The following is a 16,319-nucleotide window of genomic DNA, read 5'->3' on the forward strand; positions in this document are numbered from 1 at the left end:
CTCACGCTTCCCGGAGGCTCAGCCCCGTGTCGGCGTCGAACAGGTGCACCTTCTGAAGCGCGATCTTCACGGTGTCCCCCTTCGCGACGGGCGCCGCCGGGTCGAGGCGCGCGACGAACGGCGCCCCCCCGACGGTGCCGTGGGCGTACGACTCGGCCCCGAGCGCCTCGACGATCGTGACCTGGAACCGCGCGCCCTCGTCGCCCGAGGCGAGGTCGACCTCGTGCGGGCGCACGCCGACCGTCACCCGCCGCCCGGACGAGAGCGCGCCCGGGAACTCGGCGGCGTCGATCTCGATCGCGAGATCGCCCTGGGACGCGAACCACCGGCCCTCCCGGCTCTCCATCCGCGCCTCGAAGAAGTTCATGGCCGGGCTGCCGAGGAAGCTCGCCACGAACTGGGTGCGCGGCCGGGCGAACACCTCGAGCGGCGGCCCGGACTGCTCGACGACGCCCTTGTTGAGCACGAAGATCTCGTCGGCGAGCGTCATCGCCTCGACCTGATCGTGGGTGACGTAGACGCTGGTCGCGCCGAGCCGGTCGTGCAGCTTGCGGATGTCGACCCGCACCTGCGCGCGCAGGGCGGCGTCGAGGTTCGAGAGCGGCTCGTCGAAGAGGAAGAGCTGCGCCCGCCTCACGATCGCCCGGCCCATCGCGACGCGCTGCCGCTGGCCGCCGGAGAGCGCCCGGGGGTACCGGTCGAGGAGGGGGCCGAGGCCGAGCATCTCCGACGCCTCCTTCACGCGCGCCTCGATCTCGGCCGGCGGCGTCTTCCGGAGCTTCAGGCCGAAGGCGAGGTTGTCGCGCACCGTGAGGTGCGGGTAGAGGGCGTACGACTGGAACACCATGGCGATGTCGCGATCGCGCGGCTCCAGCCGGGTGACGTCGCGGTCGCCGAGCGCGATCGTGCCGTCGTCGGCCTCCTCGAGGCCAGCGAGCAGCCGGAGCAGCGTCGACTTGCCGCAGCCGCTCGGGCCGACGAGGACGGCGAACGAGCCGTCGGGCACGTCGACGGAGACGCCGCGCAGCACGTGGGTCTGGCCGAATCGTTTGTTGAGTCCGCGCACTTTGACAGAAGCCATGTTGGAGACTCTCGGGGGCAGGAGTGCTGAAGCGGGTCAAAGACCCTGGACGACCTGATCTTCGGGGATGAGCAGCGCGCCGCTCACCGGAGGCAGCTTGACCACGACGGCGCCGCTCGCGCCCACGGAGTATTTCTTCTGCTCGGGCGAGAGCACGTCGACGAGCACCGTCCCCGGCTCGAGCTCCGTCGTCATCGCCTCCCCGCCGAAGCTCGTGGCGCTGTGCTTCTTCGGGTGGGTGTTGAGGACGACGAGCGCGTAATCGCCGCCCGCCTCGCCGCGCTCGAACGCGAAGATGCCGGCGTCCTCGTCCGAGCCGCCCGTCCGGTCCGTCGACCAGCGCACCGTCTGCTCGCCGACCGTGAGCGCCCGGTAGCCCCTGCGCAGCGCCGTGAGCCGCTTGACCCACTGGAACAGCGGGTGCTCGGTGTCATAGCCGCTCATCCAGAGCGGCTCGCGGTTGGCCGGGTCGTTGCCGCCGCTGAAGCCCTGCTCCGTGCCGTAATAGAGGCAAGGGATGCCGTCCTCCGTGAAGAGGAACAGGAGCGCGTTCTTCAGCGCCGTCTCGGGGTCGGCCTTGAAGGGCGAGACGCCCGCGCCTTCGTAGAGGAAGCGCGGGACATCGTGGTTGTCGATGAAGTTGACCAGCGTCTTCGTCGGCGGCAGGCCCGTGCCGTTCGCGTTCGGCTCGGTGCCGTAGTGGGTCTTTCGCGCGGCCCAGAGATCCTCGATCCGCCGGGTGCCGAGCGCGTCGCGGAAGACGTCGCGGAAGGCCTGATAGTACTGGGAGAAGTAGAAGACGCCGTCGACCATGTCGCCCGTGATCGGCGCGTCGCCCGGACAGCCACCCTCCGCCTCGCTGCCGTTCTCGCGATCGAGATCGCCGCCGAGCGCCTCGTCGTGCGGGTGGGCCGGGACCTCGTGCTTCGTGAAGCTGCCGATGAGGTCGTCCCTGCCGTCGAAGGCCTCACCGAACATGAAGAAATTGGTCTTGCCCCGCGCCTTGAGCCGCAGCCGGACGTTCTGCGTGAAATAGCGCCAGAACTCGTGCTCGACGTGCTTCAGCGTGTCGATGCGGAACCCGTCGACGTCGGTGAGCTCGACCCAGCGCACGAACACATCGACCAGGGTCCGCTTCACGTCGCAGCGGGAGGTGTCGATGTCCTTGAGGCCGCCCGGGAAATCGCCGTGCACGAGCTGGTCGACGTCGTCGAAATTGAAGATGCGCCCCTTGCGGTTGTAGACCTCGGGATCCTGGAAGAGCTCGGGGAGCGGCGGGAGGTGGTTGGTCGCGGGGTCGTAGCGGAAGACGATCGGCGCCGGGCCCGACTCGCCGAGCGAGGTCCGCGCCTGGACGCCGCGGGGGTCGAAATCCGGGTCGTACTCGCTCATGCGCTCGAGCGGCGATTGCCCGGTCCTGCCGCTGCCGTACACCGACTCGTCGGGCTGCCCGTTCTGGTTGATGTCGTAATAGAAGAGCTGGCCGACGTGGTTCGTCACCACGTCGAGGATGACCTTCATCCCGCGTTCGTGGGCCGACGCGACGAGCCGGCGCAGCGACGCGAGATCGCCGAAATGGGGGTTCAGCGCGGTGAAGTCCTGCGTCCAGTAGCCATGGTATCCGTCGAAGCCGGCGTCGGTGTCGACGTTCTTGACGATCGGCGAGATCCAGAGCGCGGTGACGCCGAGCTCCTCGAGGTAGGGCAGCCGGTCCTCGAGCCCCTTCCAGTCGCCGCCGTGCCAGCGGCCGAGCGCCGAGGACACCCGCGTGTTGTTGCCCGGGTCGCCGTCGGCGAAGCGGTCTATCAGCACCTGATAGATGATCTCCTCCCGCCAGTCGCTCACGTGCGCCTTGAGCGCGACCTGCTGCGCGACGACGTCGTCGAACGACATGCACCCCGCCGCGGAGAGCGCGAGGGCGGCGGCCGCCGAGGCCATCGTGCGCGCCGTTCGCCAGGGCGCCGTTCGCCAGGGCGCCGTTCGCCAGAGAGAGTGCCTCGTTCGCTGCCGGAACATCGTGATCACCTCAGCTCGGGGTGTTGAACCACCACTCCGCCCCGAGACCGAAGAAGTGCTCTGTCTCGCGGAGGCCGAAGACATCGTCCTCCGGGTACAGCCCGCGCGCCCCCTCGTCGCGCAGCGTGAGCGCCCAGATCAGCCGGACGACCGGGCGGCTCAGGTCGCCGCGGCCGGCGGGCGTGACGAACGGGGAGACGCCGAAGCGCACGAGGCTCGCGGCGTGCGGCGCCCCGGGCGCGTCGAGCGAGCCCGGCGGCGCCCCCGGGGTCGAGAACACGCCGCGCTGCTGCGCCTGGTACGACGCCTCCACCGCCAGCCCGCCGAGGTCACCGAAGAAGACGTGCGGGCGGGCCATCACGATCCCCTCGTCCACGTCGTGGAGATCGAGATCGGGGCTCGCGTCGCGGAAGCTCCGCACGTAGCCGGCGACCATGACCCCGAACGGGCCGCGCTCCCAGTTGCCCCCGAGCGCCACGACGAGCTCGTGCGCGCCCGAGGTCGTCCCGTCGGCCGCGAGCTGCACCGGGGTCGCGAGCTCGCCGTACGCCGCGAGCCCGCGCGCGTACCGGACGAAGAGGTTCACGTGCGTGTCGCGCTCGCCCGTAGTAGCGCCTATCTCGGCGCCGAGCACATAGCCGCTGTCCGCCGGGAGCCGCTCGTACACGTTGGGCACGTTGGGCTCGGTCTGCCGCTGCCCGCGCGCGAGCGTGTGGAGCTCGCCGTACGCGACCCCCTTGAGCCCGGCCCGCCCCGGGAGCGGGATCACGTGGGCCGCCCGCGCGCTGCCGATGAACTTCTGGCGCGACAGCACCTCGACCGACACGGCGCCCATCTGGTTGAAGGGGCTCGGCCGCTCGACGGACTGGGTGAAGAACAGCCCCTGCGGCCTCGAGAGGCCCGCCTGGAGCGCCGCGGTCGTCCGCTCGTCGACGGCGTACTGGACCCCGCCGCCGAGCGTGTTGAGGTTGTCGAGCGGCCACCAGTCGAGCAGGTAGATGTCGTCTCCCCGGTACATGCGGGAGCCGGCCCACAGCGAGAGCCCCTTTGCGCCGAGATCGCCCACCTCGAGATAGAGGTTCCGCAGCGCGATCGAGGCGTCGAAGACCCCGTCGTGATGGAAGATCGGGTGAGCGACGGCGAGGGTGGTGACGACGCCTGTGGAGGCGCCGGTCTTCTGCCAGCGGTCGTCGCGGCGGAGCGTGAGCTCGACATAACTCGACTCGTCGAGGCGGGAGCCGTGAGCGACGATATCAGCATCACGCCCCGGGCGCCCCCGGAGATCGGTCGCGGCGACCACGCGACCATAGGAACCGAAGGAGAACCCATCTTGCCTGGATTGCGCGACGGGCGGCGGCGTGGCCGCGGCGGGCGCGCCCGGATCGGGCCGCCCGCGCGACGAGACGGCCGCGGCCTCGCCGGGCAGCTCGGGGCGGACCGCCGCGGGCTGCGGCGGCGTCGCGCCCGGCGGATCGGCAGGCGGAGGGGCCGTCTCTGCAGGAGGCGGCGGCGATAACGGGGGCTCTGCGGCAGGAGCTTCCGGCGTATCGGGAGAAGCCGTAGTATCGGCAGGATTCTGCTGAGCCGCGGAGCGCAATGCACTCCCCAGCAGCGACATGGCCGCCAGCGCGGCCACGACGCGATGTTCCCCCACCCTCAACGGCCCTCGCACGGCGCGAACGCTACACCAGCCTCCGTCGCGCGGTCCACGATTTCGACGGGAGGCAAGTGGGTTTTCTCCACGCGCGCGACGGGCTCATTCGCCGTCGCGCGCTGCCGGAGGCCGCCGCCGCGCGGCGCTTTCGTGGGCCGTTGCGTGGGCCGTGGCCCACGCTGTCGACGTTCGACATGATTGCGACGTCATCAGCGCCGTCACGAGCCCTCGTGTTTCACCGGGGACGCTTACGTCCCTGGGTGACGTTCCGTTGACCGTCCCGGCGCAGCATGGCACCGTCAGATTCGTGACCTTCTCCGCGCCTCCCGACCTCGATCAGGCGCAGGCCAGCGCCGGAGATCCGAGGCGCCGGTTCGAGGCGGGCGGGACCGTGGGAGACGGCGCCATCTATATCGAGCGCTCCGCGGACACGGAGCTCTTCGAGGCGCTGCGGGACGGGGAGCTCTGCTATGTGCTGTCGACCCGGCAGATCGGGAAGTCCAGCCTGCGATTGCGGGTCTCGAGGCGGCTCCGCGCCGAGCAGGTCGAGTGCGCGAGCGTCGATCTCGAGGCGCTCGGCGCCGAGTCGACGACGCCGGTCGGCTGGTACCTCGGGATCGCGTCCGAGATCGCCGAGCAGCTCGGGCTGGAGCCGCCGGACGAGTTCTGGGACATGCACTGGCACCTCGGGCCGGTGCACTGCTGGTTACGCTGGCTCGAGGACGTCGTGCTCGTGGAGATCTCCTCCGCGATCGTCCTGTTCATCGACGAGATCGACGCCACGCTGTCTCTGCCGTTCTCGCGCGACGACTTCTTCGCGGTGATCCGGTCGTTCGTGAACCGGCGGGCCGAGCGCCCGGCCAACGCCCGGCTCACCTTCTGCCTCCTCGGGGCGGCGGCGCCGTGGGAGCTCGTCGCGGATCCGGCCCGGACGCCGTTCACCATCGGCCGCTCGGTCCGGCTCGACGACTTCACCCGCGCCGAGGCGCGGGGGTTCCGCGCGGGCCTCGAGGGGCTCGTGGCCGATCCCGACGCGCTGCTCGACGCGATCTACGCGTGGACGTCGGGGCACCCCTACATGACCCAGCGGCTCTGCGCGGATCTCGTCGGGGAGCGGCGCGGCCTCAGCGTCGACGAGGCCGTGCAGCGGCGGTTCCTCGGCCACGGCCGGACCGAGGACCCGAACCTGCGCCACGCGGAGCGGAGCCTGGACGCGCAGGGGACGCACCGCGCGCACGCGCCGAAGCTCCTCCGGCTGTACCAGCAGCTCCTCGACGCCCACCCGGTCGCGGCCGACAGCGGGGACCGGCTCCAGCTCCTGCTGCGGCTCTCGGGGCTCTCCGCGGAGCGGGCGGGGCCCGCGGGCGCGCCGTGCCTGGCCGTCCGAAACCGCATCTACGGCGCGGTCTTCGACCGCGCGTGGGTCGCGTCGCGCGAGGCGGAGCGGTCCGTCACGGCGCCGCTCCTCCGCTGGCTCGCGAACGGGCGGAAGGACGACTTCCTCCTGGGCGGCGCGGCGCTCGCCGAGCTCACGTCGTGGTGCGACGGGCGGGCGGATCTCTCCGCGGAGGAGCAGGCGTTCCTCGCCGCCTGCGCGCGGGCGGAGCGCCAGAAGCGGTCGATGCGGCGGCTGCTCACCGTGCTCGCCGTCGCCGTCACGCTGCTCGGCAGCCTGATCCTCGTGCTCCTCTGGCAGATGGGGAAGGAGGAGCAGGCGCGGCTCCGGGCGCAGCAGGAGTCGCGCGAGAAGGACGCGCGGCGGCTCGCGGCCCAGGCGGCGAAGGAGCTGGCCGAGGGCCGGCTGCAGCGCGCGCGCCTGCTCGCCGTCGAGGCCGGCCTCGCGGCCAGGGCGAGCGGCCGCCCCGCGGGCCCCACGGTGGTGCAGGCGCTCGGCGACGTGGTCTGGGGCCCCGCCGTGGGCCAGGAGGTGCTCGCCGGGCACGGCGGCGCGGTCCACGACGCGGTCTTCAGCCCGGACGGCCGCTCCGTGGCCACCGCCTCGGCGGACGGTATCGCGCGCGTGTTTCGCCTCGGCGGGAGCGACGAGCCGCTCCTCCTGCGCGGCCACGACCTCGCGGTGGTCGCGGTCACCTACAGCCGCGACGGGAGCCGCCTGGCGACCGCCTCGACCGACGGCACGGTGCGCCTGTGGCGCGCGGACGGCCACGAAGAGGGCACGCTCACCACGCCGGACACCGCGCCGGCCAGCGTGGCGTTCAGCCCGGACGGCAGCCGCCTCGTCGCGGGGACGACGAGCGGGGCGATCTATGTATGGCGCCCCGAGATGGGCGACGAGCCGCCGCTCGTCGTCGGCCTGGGCGAGCGGCACATCCGGCGCGCGGTCTTCAACCATGACGGCACCCGGATCCTCGCCACGGCGATCAGCGGGACGGTCTACGTGGTCCGCGCCGACGGGCACGGCGCCCCCGCGGTGCTGGACAGGCACGGGCACGGGGTCGAGAGCGCCGACTGGAGCCCGGTCGACGACCGCGTCGCCCTCGCGGTGGGCGACGGGACCGCGCGCGTCCTCACGGCCGGCCATCGCGAGCCCATCGTCCTCCGCGGGCACCTGGGCGCCGTGCGCAGCGCCGTTTTCAGCGCCGACGGCGCGGCGATCGTCACGGCCTCCGCCGATGGAACCGCCAGCATCTTCCGCGCCGACGGGAAGGGCGCGCCCACGCTCCTCCACGGCCACGAGGGGATCGTGAACAGCGCCGCCTTCAGCCGCGACGGCCGGAGCGTGGTCACCGCGTCCGACGACGGGACCGCGCGGGTCTGGCGCCTCGACGCGCCGGGCGAGCCGCTGCTCCTGCACGGCCACGAAGGTCCGCTGACCGGCATCGCCGTCAGCCCGGACGGCAGCAAGATCGCCACCGCCGGGACCGACAGGACGGCGCGCGTCTTCCGGGCCGACGGCTCGGGCGAGCCCGTGGTGCTGCGGGGGCACGAGGAGCACCTGCTCAGCCTCGATTTCAGCCCCGATGGCGGCCGCCTTGTCACCGGCTCGGCCGACCGGAGCGCGCGGGTGTGGCGCACCGACGGCAAGAGCCCGCCGGTCGTGCTCGGCGCCCACGACAACCGGGTGGTCGGCGTCGCCTTCAGCCCGGACGGCACCCGCATCGTCACGACCTCGTGGAACGGCATCCTGCGCGTGTTCGAGGTCGGCGTTCCGGGCGAGCCCGTCGTGCTGCGCGACGAGCGCGCGGGGCTGATCCGCGCCGCGTTCAGCCCGGACGGCAAGGAGATCGTGGCGACCTCGGGGCCGAACGTGAAGGTGTGGCCGGCGGACGGACGCGGTATCCCGCGCGTCATCCCCTCGGGGTCCGACGACCGCGCGATCGCCGCGCTGGCGGTGAGCCCGGACGGCAACCACGTTGCCGTCGCGGCGCTCGACGACGGCGTGCGGCTGCTGCGCACCGACGGCCAGGGACAGCCGTTCGCCCTGAACGGCCTCGGCACGGCGGTGCGGACGGTCGCGTTCAGCAGCGACAGCGCCCGCGTCGTGGCCGTGTCGAGCGACGGCATCGCGCGGGTGCTCCCCGTCGACGGGCAGGGCGAGGCGCTCACCCTCCGCGCCGAGGGCGTCACGCTGACGGACGCCGTGTTCACCCCCGACGCGACGCGCGTGGTGGCCGCGGCGAACGACGGCGCGGCGCGCGTCTTCTCGATCGCGGCCGAGCCCCTGATGACCCGCGCGTGCGCCTACGTGGGGCGCAACTTCACGCGCGAGGAGTGGGCGCAGCTCATGCCCGACATGGCCTACCGCATCACCTGTCCTGAGTGGCCGGGCGCCCCCGAGCAGGACGCCGGCGTGGCGCCGCGGCCCAGCGTGCGCTGAATCCGCTCGAAGGGCGCGCGTCGGTGGCTGTCTGTTCTCGGCTGCCTGCGTGAGCCACACACGCCTTCCGGTCACCGCACGGAGCGCTTCTCCCACCTTTCTTCCGTGAGGGCGGACGACCTTGTCATGGTTCGCGCTTGAACGGGAACCATGTATGCTCGCCCTGCTCCATTCGCCTTCTGCCGCGCACGGCGCGGCCTCCGTTCGCCGCCCGGTATATGGCCCCGCTCGATCCGCACGCCGAGGAGCCGAACCTCGTGGACACAGCCGCTGCGCGGATCGGGACAGCCCTGAACGCCAAGTGGCGGCTCGACGACCTGCTCGGGGTCGGCGGCATGGGCGCGGTGTTCGCGGCGACCCACCGCAGGGGCTCGCGCGCCGCGGTGAAGGTCCTCCACATCGAGTTCGCCCGGAACGCCGAGCTGCGCGACCGCTTCCTGCGCGAGGGCAAGATCGCGAACCGGGTCGATCACCCCGCGCGCGTCGCCGTCGTCGAGGACGATCTCAGCGATCGGGGGGAGCCGTTCCTCGTGATGGAGCTGCTCACCGGCACGACGCTCCAGCGGCTCGCGAGCAGCGCCGGCGGCACCCTCCCCGTCTCTCAGGTGCTGCCCGTCTTCGACGTCGTGCTCGACCTGCTCGAGAAGTGTCACTCGATCGGCATCGTCCACCGCGACATCAAGCCGGCGAACATCTTCGTCACGAGCGCCGGCCACGTGAAGGTCCTCGATTTCGGCATTGCCCGGATGCGCGACCCCGAGCGGCAGGCGACGCGGGCCGGGCTCACGTTCGGCACCCCGGCGTTCATGTCGCCCGAGCAGGCCATGGGCGTGTCGGGCATCGACGGCCGCTCCGATCTCTGGTCGGTGGGCGCGAGCCTGTTCACCCTCCTGTCGGGCAAGCGGCTCAACCGGGGGCGGAGCGAGTCCGAGTCGTATTTCCTCGCGGCGACGCAGACCGCGCCGTCGATCGCGACCGAGGTCCCCGACCTGCCGGTCGAGATCGTGGCGTTCGTCGACAAGGCGCTCGCCTTCGAGCGCGGGAGCCGCTTCCAGAGCGCCGCCGCGATGCGCGCCGAGCTCCGCCGGCTGACCGCGGCGCACGCCGCCGGCCAGCTCACGCCGTCGCGCGAGAAGAAGGCGCCGCGCGTGCTCGTCCGCGGCAACGACGCGATCGACGAGGACCAGGAGCCGCCGTCGGTCGGCCTGGTCGAGCAGACGTGCCAGCGGCTCGTCGGCGTGTGGAAGCAGCTCGCGCTCGTGCTGAGCAACATCCGCCAGTACGGGTGGAACCACCCGCACGTGAACAAGGGCATCCACTTCGCGTTCGACGAGATCACGCGCACGCTGGCGCAGAACCCGCTCGGCGTCCGCTGGGAGGTCACCCCGAGCGCGTTCACCTCCGGCGGCCAGCCGATCTGGCAGCCCGACCGGCCGCCGTTCGACCGCATCCCCTACCAGCTCTTCGCCGATGGCGTCCGGAAGATCCAGATCAAGGCTGGCGTCACCGAGGCCGAGCTCCGCGACTTCGCCGCCATCCTGCTCCGCGACCAGAGCTTCGGCATCGGCGAGGACGACGACGCGGTGACGGCGCTCTGGGATCGCCGCTTCGAGCACATCGCCTACATGGCGATCGATCAGTTCGCCGCGGGCGACGTCGACCCGGAGGAGTTCGAGGAGGAGTGCCGCGAGATCGCGACCGGGGCGCGGGCCCTCGCGCAGATCGAGAGCCTCTGGGACGAGAGCTCGCTCGCGGGCAGGGCGCTGCAGCGGAACGTCGAGGCCGCGCTCGCCGAGACGGGGGCGGCCGCGTCGGCGCTCGCCATCGACCCGCTGACCCGGAGCACCCTCGGCGCCCAGATCGCGCTGCCGGCGGAGCAGTGGAGCGAGCGCTACATGGAGGCGTTCGTCGACGGCTACGTCGACGCCGTCCGGCACGGCGACGTCGACCGGCTGACCACGGCGCTCACCGCGTGGACCGCCGACCAGATCGTCCTGCACAGCTACGAGATCGCGTTCGAGGTGCAGACGATGCTCCGGCGCGCGTTCGCCGCGCGCCTCGACGGCGTCCAGCGGAGCGCGCCCGGCGCGGCGGGGAGGCACGGGGCGGCGGTGCCGCCGCTCTCGCTGCGCTCGGTCGACCGGGCGCTCGCGCACGCGATGTTCCCGGTGGAGGCGCTGCGGGCGATCCTCGACGACCTCGCGACGGCCCACCCGGAGGAAGCGGCCGCCGCCGGCGCGGGCGCGGTGACGCAGAACGGCGCAGCGACGCAGGCCGGCGCGGCGCAGACCGGCGCGGCGGCGCAGGCCGGCGCGGGCCGGGGCGCGGCGCAGACTGGCGCGGCGCACGCCGGCGCGGGCCGGGGCGCGACGCAGGCCGGCGCGGCGCAGACTGGCGCGGCGCACGCCGGCGCGTCGGCGCAGGCCGGCGCGGGCCGGGGCGCGGCGCAGGCCGGCCCAGGGCGGAGCATGGCGCCGCTCGACCCGGCGATCGTCGAGGGGCTGGCCCACGCGCTCGACGCGCTCGCGGACGGCGCGCTCTTCGGCGCCGTCTGCCAGTGCTACAGCGCCGTGCAGTCCGAGCGCCTGCGCGAGGTCCTGTTCGCGTACCTGCGGCGGTGGGCGCCCGGCCGGGAGACCGAGCTCGGGGACCAGCTCTCGCGCGCCCCGGCCCCCCTCGCCCTGACGCTCATCCAGCTCCTTGCGCAGCTCAGGACCCCCGAGGCGCTCGCCGCGCTGGAGGCGGGCTTCGCGAGCCCGCACGTCGAGGTGCGCATCAGCGCGCTCGCCGAGCTCCCGGACGCCGCGGGCGGCGAGGGCGCCCCCGCCGGCGCCGCGGCCGAGCGCGTCCGCGAGGAGCTCCAGAGGCTGCTCGACGACCCCGCCCCGCCGGTGCGCCGCGAGGCCCTGCGCCTCATCGGCAAGCTCGGCGTCCTCGCCGCGGGGCCGACGCTCGTGCGGCGGATCGTCGCGCCCTCGTTCCATGAGCTGCCCGCCGCGGAGCGCCGGCAGTGGATCGAGACCGTCGCGCTGCTGAACCCCGCCCGGGCCGAGAAGCTCGCGATCGAGCTGCTGGAGAAGCGCCAGCTCATCCCGTCCGAGGCGATCGAGCAGACGCGCGAGCTCGCCGCGCATTTCCTCTGCCAGGCGCGGAGCTACGAGGCGCTCCGCGCGGTGAAGGAGGCGACCAAGCCACGCTGGTGGAACACCCCGCCGGTGCGCGACGCGGCCGCCCGCGCCGCGGTCGCGATCGCCGCGCGGCTCGTCGCGCCCACCCGCCAGAGCGATCGCCCGCCGTCGACCGCGTCGCTGTCGCCGTCGTTCACCGACGCGAGCGCGCCGCCCTCCCGCGCCGCGCGCTCGTACTCGCCGGTCTCGGTCCGGCGCGTGGGCCCGGCGACCGGGCCGCTCAGCCTGCCGGACCAGCTCGAACCGTGGAGCACCCCGCGCCCGGGCTCGGCCGGCCCCCACAGCGGCTCGATGGGCCCCCACAGCGGCTCGGCCGGCCCCCACAGCGGCTCGATGGGCCCCCACGGCGGCTCGACGGGCCCCCACGGCGGCGACGCGGGACGGCCCGCCTACCGGCCGCCGATGGTGTCGCCGGCGCCCGGCTCGATCGGCGCCGCCTCGGCGCCGCCCACCTCCGTGCCGTTCAGCCGGCGCATGTCGCCGCCCTCCGCGGCCGCGGCGTCCACCCCGACCGCCGCGCCGCCGCCCTCGATGCCCCGCCCGGGCTCGCCGTTGTCCCCCCCTGCCCCGCCCTCCGGCGCCCCGCCGTACAGCACGCGGCAAGGCCCCGCGTCGCTCCCGCTCAGCTCGTCTGGCCGCCAGGCGATCGAGCCGGCGCCCGGCAGCGCCGTGCCGTCGACGAGGCCCGCGCCGTCGCCGTCGCCCCGGGGCGGGAGGAAGCCGTGAGCGAGGAGAAGGCGAACCTCCACGAGATCACCGGCGAGACGGCGATCTCGGGCGTGAAGGCCGACGTCCGGCGCCGCGCGGCGCTCGGCCTCGTGCAGATGATCTACCGGCTCGCGAAGGCGTGCCTCCTGCACAGCGACTCGAACCAGGCGGTGCTCTCGCTCGTCCCGTCGGCGATCGACGGCATCGTCCAGTACTGCGAGCTCTCGGGGACCGAGGCCGCGACGCTGGTGTTCGCGGGCAACACGCTCTTCCTCAACGGCCAGATGCTCCGCGCCTCGCGCGAGACGTACGAGATCGCCCTGGAGCTCGGCAGCTTCTTCGAAGCGTGCGACGTCTCCGAGCTCGTGCTCGAGAAGACGGTCCGCCGCGCCGAGCTCGCCGCCTTCGCGCGCCTGCTCGCCGACGCGCAGCGCGACCGCAGCATCGCCGCGCGGCTGCTCCAGTCGAACCTGCGCGGCGTCCGCGTCCGCAAGCTCACGAACCCGTTCCCCGCCGGGGCGATCGAGGGCGACGGCACGCGCATCGGCCGCATCAGCCGCACCTACGCGGCGGCGATCCTGGTGATGCGCTCGTTCTACGCGGCCCTGCGCGCCGCGGAGCCGGCGCTGCCGCAGCGGGTGAAGCGGGTCGCGCAGAAGCTCGTCGCGGCGGCCGAGGAGGACGCGCGCCTCTTGCTCGCGGTCGCCGCGGGCAAGGTCGCCGACCCGGACGAGGCGGGGCTCAGCGTCTCGACGGCGATCGTCGCGCTGGGCATCGCCCGCCAGCTCACGACCGACAGGCGGATGCTCGGGAGCCTCGTCACCGCGGCGCTGCTCTACGACGTGAGCCGGCTGCGGCTCACGGGGGCGCTCGCGGGCCCGGCCGACGGCGAGGAGCCGGCCGCGCGCTCGCTGCTCGAGCGCAGCCTGAGCGACGACGAGAAGGAGCGGCTGCCCGCGAGCGCGGCCGTCATGCTGACGGCGCTCGGCAAGCTGCACGCGCCGTCGATCACGCGCACGGTGATCGCGTACGAGGCGCTCGGGCTGCGGCCGGGCGGCCGGCAGGGCGCGCTCTACGGCGGCCGGCGCAGCCCCACGGTGCTCGCGCGGATCCTCGCCGCGGCCCGGCAGTTCACGGAGCTCCGGGCGGCGCCGTTCCCGGCGCTCGACGGCGGCTCGAGCGGCGGCTCGTCGCTCGACGCCGTGCTCCAGCGGATGCTCGCGGGCGCCGAGAGCGCGACCGACAGGGCGATCGGCAAGCTGCTCATCGGCGCGCTCGGCATCATCCCGACCGGGACGTTCGTCCAGCTCAGCACCGGCGAGCTGGGCGTCGTGCTCTCGACCCCCTCGTCGCCCGCGCGCTTCGCGCAGCCGCCGGTGCGCGTGCTCTTCGACGAGCAGGGGCACCTCCTCGGCGCGCCCTTCGACGTGGATCTCGCGCAGCGGGCGCCGGGCGCGGAGCCGTGCTTCATCGTGCGTCCGGTCGAGGTGGAGCCGCACCACGAGCGGGCGATCCGCGCCGCGTTCGGCTTCCGCTCCGGCAGGGGCGCGGCGGGCGTGGAGTCGCGCGTCACCGCCGTCGCGCCGGTCCTGTTCGGCGACGAGGTCCCTCCGACCGAGCCGGGCGACACGCTCGCGCCGCGCGCGATCCGCGCCGCGGAGGAGGGCGCCCGCGCCGCCCAGGCGCGCAAGGAGGCCGCGTGGCTCGGCAGGCCGCTCGCCGGCTCCGCGCACGCCGCGCCGCCCCCGGTCAGCGTGCAGCCCCGGCAGCCAGCGCCGGCGGATCGTCCGCCGCCGGCGGAGCGCGGTCGCAACGAGAACCTCATCTCGACGCAGCCGCCCCCCTCGACGGCGGCGGCGAGCGCGGCGACCGCGGTCCCGCCGCCGCCGCGGCTGCCGCGGGACTCGCGGCCGTTCGGGCAGGTCCCGTCGACGAGGTACGCCGTGCCCCCGGCCGAGCCGACGCGCCCGTCGCGGCGCCTCGATCGGCGGGACGACGCGCCCTCGCGGGATCCGGGCGTGGGCCAGCTCCCGACGATCGGCCCGCCGGCGGCGTTCCCGGCGTCGCGGAGGCCGGGGGACGCCCGGCTCGGCCCGACGACACGCCGGTCGGATTCCCGAGCAGATCCGGAGAGTTGGGACTGGGACGACGAGCTGCCCACCATCGATCCGCCGCCGCCTCCGCCGCCGCCGACCTCGCGGAGCCCCTCCTTTGCGCCCGAGCGTCCCCCCAGCAACGTGCCAGGCCGCCCGTCGAGCCATGCGCCGGACCGGCCGCCGAGCTACGCGCCGGATCGGGCTTCCAGCCCCACGCTCGCGCCTCGACCGCTGGACCGCACGTCCAGCTCCAACCTCGCGCCCAGCTACCCGCCCGACCGCGGCTCCAGCTCCGGCCTCGCGCCCGGCCGAGGTCCCGGTTACCCGCCCGACCGCGGCTCCAGCGCCAGCCTCGCGCCCGGCCGAGGCCCCGGTTACCCGCCCGAGCGCGGCTCCAGCGCCGGCCTCGCGCCCGGTTACCCGCCGGACCGCGGCTCCAGCGCCACCCTCATGCCCGGGCGCGCTCCTGGCCCGCCGCCGGATCGCCCGACCACCCCGAGCTTCGCGCCCGGTTACCCGCCGGACCGCGGCTCCAGCGCCACCCTCATGCCCGGGCGCGCTCCTGGTCCGCCGCCGGACCGCCCCACCACCCCGAGCTTCGCCGCCGGGCCAGATCCCGACCACGCGCTGGACCGGGCGCTCGGCTACGTGCCGGAGCCTGTCGCCACCGAGCGGAACGCGCCGCGGGGGCTCTCCAGCGCCGGGGCCGCGATGACCCTGGAGGAGGCGGACCTGACCTGGACCGACGACCTGCCGACGCTCGACCCGCCGCCGCCGCCGAGCACGGAGGAGCTGGAGCGCGACCGCCTGCTCGCGGCCTACCTGGCGGAGCGCACGCCCTTCCCGGAGGCCGGTCTGCACGAGTGGAGCGCGACGTCCGGCGCAGCGGCGGGGCTGACCGAGGCCGAGGTGGACGGCAGATGGCGCGGCGGCTCGCCGTCCCAGCACGCGCCCGACTCGCGCGCGACGCCGCCGATGAGCTCCAGCCCCTTCGGCGCCACGAGGCGCCCGCCGCGCGCGCCCATCCCGAGGGAGGAGCCGGACGAGGACACGGGCGACCCTCCGGCGTCGCAGCGGCGGGATCGCTGATGTCCTGGCCGGGCCGCTCGGGCGCGCCGCCCCTCGCGGGGCCTGCCCTCGTCGCGCTGCTGCTCGCGGCGCTCGCCTGCGGCGACGACGAGCCCCCGCCGGACCCGTGCAAGCTCGGGTACCTGGGCGAGGAGGGCGCGGACATCCAGATGGAGCTCGTCGCGCTCGACTCGAGCGGCGTGGCGCGCCCGGTGAGCGACGGCGACGGGGTCGACATCATCATGCCGCCGCAGGGAGGGCGGGTGATCTTCCTGGGCGTCCGCGCGACGAACCTGAGCGCCTGCGGCGTCAAGCTCTCCGGCTCGCTCCGCGACACCGAGTCCGGGCGGGTCATGTCCGAGGCGAGGACGGTCAACCTGAGACCGACAGGCGACGGATGGGGCGCGAGCGTGGACGCCGACATCTCGACGTTCGCGAACGTGGGAGTCTGCCCGAACAACTGGTCCGGCCGGAACATGTTCGATGAGGACTACGAGATCGTCGTGCAGGTGACGGACAGGGACGGCCGGAAGGTGGAGCAGGTGAGACAGGTGCGGCCGGCGTGCAACGAGCCCGAGTTCGAGGTCGAGTGCCGCTGCATCTGCAAGCACGGGTACATCCTCGGCGAGGCGTGCGGGTAGGTGGTCGCTGCGAGCCAGCGATGGACTGG

At 74.1% G+C, this 16,319-nt stretch carries 7 protein-coding genes; 4 read left to right on the top strand and 3 right to left on the bottom strand.

Annotation, left to right across the window (positions count from 1 at the left end; translation table 11 throughout):
* Position 1: 1 nt before the first annotated feature.
* From WME96_RS40140 to WME96_RS40150, 3 genes are all read right to left on the bottom strand, one after another.
* Entirely contained in the window at positions 2-1,081 is a 1,080-nt protein-coding gene (locus WME96_RS40140; protein WP_437286841.1) for an ABC transporter ATP-binding protein, read from the bottom strand.
* Between the two features lie 36 nt (positions 1,082-1,117).
* Positions 1,118-3,019 carry an alpha-amylase family glycosyl hydrolase gene (locus WME96_RS40145; RefSeq protein WP_437286842.1) on the bottom strand — a complete coding sequence of 634 codons (1,902 nt, stop codon included), beginning with the start codon at positions 3,017-3,019 and terminating at the stop codon, positions 1,118-1,120.
* An 88-nt stretch (positions 3,020-3,107) separates the two neighbouring features.
* Positions 3,108-4,733 (bottom strand): carbohydrate porin, encoded by a 1,626-nt coding sequence (locus tag WME96_RS40150; protein ID WP_437286843.1) that lies wholly within the window; start codon positions 4,731-4,733, stop codon positions 3,108-3,110.
* 325 nt (positions 4,734-5,058) lie between these two features.
* Here WME96_RS40150 and WME96_RS40155 point away from each other — a divergent pair, with 325 nt between their 5' ends.
* From WME96_RS40155 to WME96_RS40170, 4 genes are all read left to right on the top strand, one after another.
* Positions 5,059-8,589, top strand: coding sequence for an AAA-like domain-containing protein (locus WME96_RS40155; protein ID WP_437286844.1), 3,531 nt, complete (start codon positions 5,059-5,061; stop codon positions 8,587-8,589).
* Between the two features lie 257 nt (positions 8,590-8,846).
* Positions 8,847-12,503, top strand: a complete 3,657-nt coding sequence (locus tag WME96_RS40160) for a protein kinase domain-containing protein (RefSeq protein WP_437286845.1) — start codon at positions 8,847-8,849, stop codon at positions 12,501-12,503.
* A complete protein-coding gene (locus tag WME96_RS40165; protein WP_437286846.1) occupies positions 12,500-15,670 on the top strand; it encodes a hypothetical protein in 3,171 nt (1,056 codons plus the stop codon). The genes WME96_RS40160 and WME96_RS40165 overlap by 4 nt, the downstream gene beginning before the upstream one ends.
* Positions 15,670-16,290 (top strand): hypothetical protein, encoded by a 621-nt coding sequence (locus tag WME96_RS40170; protein ID WP_437286847.1) that lies wholly within the window; start codon positions 15,670-15,672, stop codon positions 16,288-16,290. The genes WME96_RS40165 and WME96_RS40170 overlap by 1 nt, the downstream gene beginning before the upstream one ends.
* The last annotated feature ends 29 nt before the right edge of the window (positions 16,291-16,319 follow it).

Origin of the sequence: Sorangium sp. So ce406, from assembly GCF_051474675.1 — a bacterium.
In the GTDB taxonomy this organism is placed as follows: domain Bacteria; phylum Myxococcota_A; class Polyangia; order Polyangiales; family Polyangiaceae; genus Sorangium; species Sorangium cellulosum_G.

What these genes read in the sequence shown, in the direction of transcription:
- WME96_RS40140 (WP_437286841.1), bottom strand. Translation starts at nt 1,081, where the DNA reads ATGGCTTCTGTCAAAGTGCGCGGACTCAACAAACGATTCGGCCAGACC.
- WME96_RS40170 (WP_437286847.1), top strand. Translation starts at nt 15,670, where the DNA reads ATGTCCTGGCCGGGCCGCTCGGGCGCGCCGCCCCTCGCGGGGCCTGCC.
- WME96_RS40145 (WP_437286842.1), bottom strand. Translation starts at nt 3,019, where the DNA reads ATGGCCTCGGCGGCCGCCGCCCTCGCGCTCTCCGCGGCGGGGTGCATG.